General features: G+C 39.7%; 7 protein-coding genes. 6 read left to right on the top strand and 1 reads right to left on the bottom strand.

Translation table 11 applies throughout. The features are described from left to right. Nucleotides 1-38: 38 nt before the first annotated feature. Entirely contained in the window at nt 39-296 is a 258-nt protein-coding gene (locus IJT21_01580; protein ID MBQ7576938.1) for a hypothetical protein, read from the bottom strand. A gap of 118 nt (nt 297-414) precedes the next feature. On the opposite strand from IJT21_01580, the gene IJT21_01575 reads away from it, so the two are divergent. From IJT21_01575 to IJT21_01550, 6 genes are read left to right on the top strand one after another with little or no spacing between them, the layout of a single operon-like run. Then, complete coding sequence (locus IJT21_01575) at nt 415-1,095, top strand: Clp protease ClpP (protein MBQ7576937.1); 681 nt, start codon at nt 415-417, stop codon at nt 1,093-1,095. After that, nucleotides 1,076-1,333, top strand: a complete 258-nt coding sequence (locus IJT21_01570; GenBank protein ID MBQ7576936.1) for a hypothetical protein — start codon at nt 1,076-1,078, stop codon at nt 1,331-1,333. Before IJT21_01575 ends, IJT21_01570 begins: the two co-directional genes overlap by 20 nt. Nucleotides 1,334-1,351: 18 nt before the next feature. Continuing rightward, nucleotides 1,352-1,756: a hypothetical protein gene (locus tag IJT21_01565; GenBank protein MBQ7576935.1), complete on the top strand. Its 405-nt coding sequence runs from the start codon at nt 1,352-1,354 to the stop codon at nt 1,754-1,756. Between the two features lie 27 nt (nt 1,757-1,783). Further along, nucleotides 1,784-2,821: a major capsid protein gene (locus IJT21_01560; protein MBQ7576934.1), complete on the top strand. Its 1,038-nt coding sequence runs from the start codon at nt 1,784-1,786 to the stop codon at nt 2,819-2,821. A gap of 4 nt (nt 2,822-2,825) precedes the next feature. Further along, complete coding sequence (locus IJT21_01555) at nt 2,826-3,197, top strand: hypothetical protein (GenBank protein ID MBQ7576933.1); 372 nt, start codon at nt 2,826-2,828, stop codon at nt 3,195-3,197. A 2-nt stretch (nt 3,198-3,199) separates the two neighbouring features. Further along, the gene (locus IJT21_01550) at nt 3,200-3,397 is read left to right on the top strand and encodes a hypothetical protein (GenBank protein MBQ7576932.1); all 198 of its coding nucleotides are present in this window, start codon (nt 3,200-3,202) and stop codon (nt 3,395-3,397) included. Nucleotides 3,398-3,427 lie beyond the last annotated feature (30 nt).

Below are 3,427 nucleotides of genomic sequence, written 5' to 3'. Positions count from 1 at the left end.
CCCACCCAGTAACACGCCATTTGCAGCGGGAATTAATATTATTTTTTCAACAATGCAATAATAATAGATACAGCAGTGAAAAATAAAGTTATACCGCCAACCAGAAAACTTAAACGCGAAAACATTAAATTTATAGTTCTCTCTATGTTGTCAAGTCTAGTGCTTGTTACTCTATAATCGGCCTGTAAATCAGCAGCAATTTTTTCGTGCCTGGCCTCACTCGCTGCCATTAATGCGCGTATCTCCTGCATGTTTGAATCATATAAATCTTTGCGGACATATTCTGACTCACTCATAATAAATCTCCCCTTTTTTCTGGAATTATAACAAACATACACTCACTATCCCATTAATGCGCCATTTGCAGCGATAATCTGATAAAATATATTTCCGAAAGGTAGTGATATTATGTATATGACACGCATTAGAAATGATGCAAATTCCGAGACAGAGTCAAATACTCAAATTCAAGATATTTACGTTTATTCAATGATTGAGCATGATGGACTTTTCGGAATGAGCGCAGGCAAATTATTATCGCAGTTACAATCAAGTCAAAATCTTTCGCAAATCGTCATTCACATAAATTCAGAAGGCGGCGACATGTTCGAGAGTATCGCAATTTATAATTTATTGAAAAGTTTAAATGTTGATATTCAAGTTAGAGTCGAAGGTCTATGCGCGTCGGGAGCAAGCATTATAGCTATGGCCGGAAATAAAATTATCATGTGCCCCGGTTCATGCATGATGATTCATAATCCCATTACGTGTGTGTTCGGCGATTCTGACGAGTTCAAGAAAGCTGCAGAAGTCCTCGAAATTTTCAAATCTTCAGTGGTTGACATTTATGAATCTAAAACAGGACTCGCGCGTGAAACTATTATTGATCTCATGAACAGAGAGACTTACATGAACGCCCAGACCGCAAAAGAATTAGGGTTTGCAGACGAGTTAATCAATAAAGACCCGGAGCCCGAAAATAAAATAAATACTCCCGCAATAAATTTCTTGCCCGTCAAAGAAAAAGTGCAGGACAGACATGAACAAGCAATTAAATTAATGGCAGGCTTCATCAATGGCAAACGAAATCACTAGAGACGGAGTAACTTACAAAGTTTTGCGGACATTCGAATATGACGAAAACGGCGAATTACAATCACGTGAAGGCGGAGAAATAACCGATGAGCTGATTGACTCATTAATCGAACAGGACAGAATCGACGCAGAACTAGAAGCAGAAGAACGCGAACTAGAACAAGCCGAGTATGAAGCAACACACTTGACTCCGGAAGAACAACGGGCATTCAAACACGCAAAAAGTTTTAAACTGTAATCAAGGAGGTAATTTTTTATGGCAGACAATGAGACCCCAAGCACAAGCACTCTTTATGAACGCAAATTATGTGAATCAACTGGCATTCAGACTCGTGATGAGTTAATCGCGGGCACGTTTTCAGGATTTCCAATTTCGATAACTCAAGCAGGCGAGTACAAACGCGGTTTACTTATGATAGAGGGCAGCAATAATGACTTTGTCCCCGCAACAGCAGCAGGCACAAAAAATAAAGATTGCATGATATTGGCTGATGATATAACACTCAATGCGGGCGAGACTGCATTAACTGTCGGCTATTATGAAGGCACGTTCAAAGCAGATAAAGTTATACTCGCGTACGAGACAGAAAATGACTCCCATGAAGCATTAATCGACGCAATCAGAAATAATTTGCGCACTCACAGAATCATATTAATTTAACTGGAAGGCTAAATAAGGTGATATAACATGACAGATTTTTATGATCCCAAAACTTTACGCGGAGTAATTCAAAAAGTTAATCCCGTCAAGACATTTTTTAAATCGCGTTTTTTCTCGGAGACTGTAACTTTTCCGACTGAAACTGTTAGCTTTGAGTTTTACGCGAACAAACGAAGATTAGCGCCGTATTCAAATCCCAGATTATCAAGCAATGTGTTAAATCGTGATGGTTATGAAGTCAAGACTTATCATACGCCGTTAATTTCTCCTTCGCGGGTAATCACAAATGACACTCTTGCAATGAAATTATTGGGTGAAATGCCTTATAACTCCGGAATAAGCCCGGATGAACGTGCAGCAAAAATCGCAGCAAATGATTTAAACGAGTTATTAGACTCAATTGCAAGACGTGAAGAATTTATGTGCGCGCGTGTAAAACAGGACGGAAAATTGAATATCACTGCACCCGGATTGAATGACGTGTTAGACTTCGGGTTTGCTAATATCGAGACGACTCAGGCTGCAGACAAATGGAGCGCAAGTTATGACATTCTAGCAAAGTTGCGCGAGAAAGCGTCATTACTTCGCAAAAACGGAACTAATCCCAACATGTTAATTTTAGGGACAAACGCTGCAGAAGCATTCATGAATAACAACAAAATCATGAAATTACTTGATTTGCGCCGAGTTGATGTCGGAGAAATTAAACCCGCTGAACTTGAAGACGGAGTCGAATATTTAGGAAGAATCGCGATTCCCGGACTTTTCTGCGACATTTACAGCTACAACGAGTTTTATTATGATGAGGCCAGTAATGACTCACTGCCTTATTTGGACGTTGACTGCGCGATTTTGCAAAGTGCCCGTGAGTCAAATTATATGCTTCATGGTGCAGTAACTTACATTGACTCTAAAACTGGCGAGTATGTAACGGAAATGAACGAATTTGTCCCGCGCACATGGAGTGAAGTCGACCCGCCTATAAAACATATCAGCGTCTCGAGTCGTCCTTGTCCTATGCCAATAGATTTGGACAGCTGGTTTGTGTTAAAAGAGGTCTGCTAGGAAAATGGATCTTGCGCGCGAACTTGTAAAAATTGCACGGGCAAAGTGTTTGACTTTCTCTGATTTTGTGAATCGTGATATGCATGATGAATTTGCGTTTTTCGGTTCAGAGTTTGCGCGCTTTAACGACATTGACGGCCATCAAGTTAAAAGCGTGATAGTTAATGCTGTGTCAGGTGTTGAATTAGACTCAGACGAACAGAATAACTCAGAAGGCGTTATGAAGTCGCGTATAATTTTATATTGTCCAATGAGTGAGCTGGACGGGTTGAGGCGTAATTTAATTTTGCGCTTGAACGGAGAAATTTATACGGTTATTGAATTTCACGCAGTATATAATTATGTATGGCGGATATTGCTAGAAAGGAATGAATAATTATGCAAGCTGTAATAGTTTTTGTGAGTATCATGGGCGGTGCTTTATTGGGTATGCTCATAGGCGTTGCTGCAATGGCTGCTAAATATGGTTATGGCGATAATATTAATGCGGAGCCAAATTGTATATATTGCTGTTGCTGTCATTTTTATGATGATGATGATGAGTCAGAGTCAGAGTCAGAGGATAAAAAATGTTAATTATTTAACTGCTGGATCGCGATTATGTTT

The sequence above is a fragment of the Synergistaceae bacterium genome (assembly GCA_017443945.1).
GTDB lineage: Bacteria > Synergistota > Synergistia > Synergistales > Aminobacteriaceae > JAFUXM01.
This window is presented reverse-complemented; position numbering and strand designations above follow the sequence as displayed.

What these genes read in the sequence shown, in the direction of transcription:
- IJT21_01555 (MBQ7576933.1), top strand. Translation starts at nt 2,826, where the DNA reads ATGGATCTTGCGCGCGAACTTGTAAAAATTGCACGGGCAAAGTGTTTG.
- IJT21_01550 (MBQ7576932.1), top strand. Translation starts at nt 3,200, where the DNA reads ATGCAAGCTGTAATAGTTTTTGTGAGTATCATGGGCGGTGCTTTATTG.
- IJT21_01565 (MBQ7576935.1), top strand. Translation starts at nt 1,352, where the DNA reads ATGGCAGACAATGAGACCCCAAGCACAAGCACTCTTTATGAACGCAAA.
- IJT21_01570 (MBQ7576936.1), top strand. Translation starts at nt 1,076, where the DNA reads ATGGCAAACGAAATCACTAGAGACGGAGTAACTTACAAAGTTTTGCGG.
- IJT21_01580 (MBQ7576938.1), bottom strand. Translation starts at nt 296, where the DNA reads ATGAGTGAGTCAGAATATGTCCGCAAAGATTTATATGATTCAAACATG.
- IJT21_01560 (MBQ7576934.1), top strand. Translation starts at nt 1,784, where the DNA reads ATGACAGATTTTTATGATCCCAAAACTTTACGCGGAGTAATTCAAAAA.
- IJT21_01575 (MBQ7576937.1), top strand. Translation starts at nt 415, where the DNA reads ATGACACGCATTAGAAATGATGCAAATTCCGAGACAGAGTCAAATACT.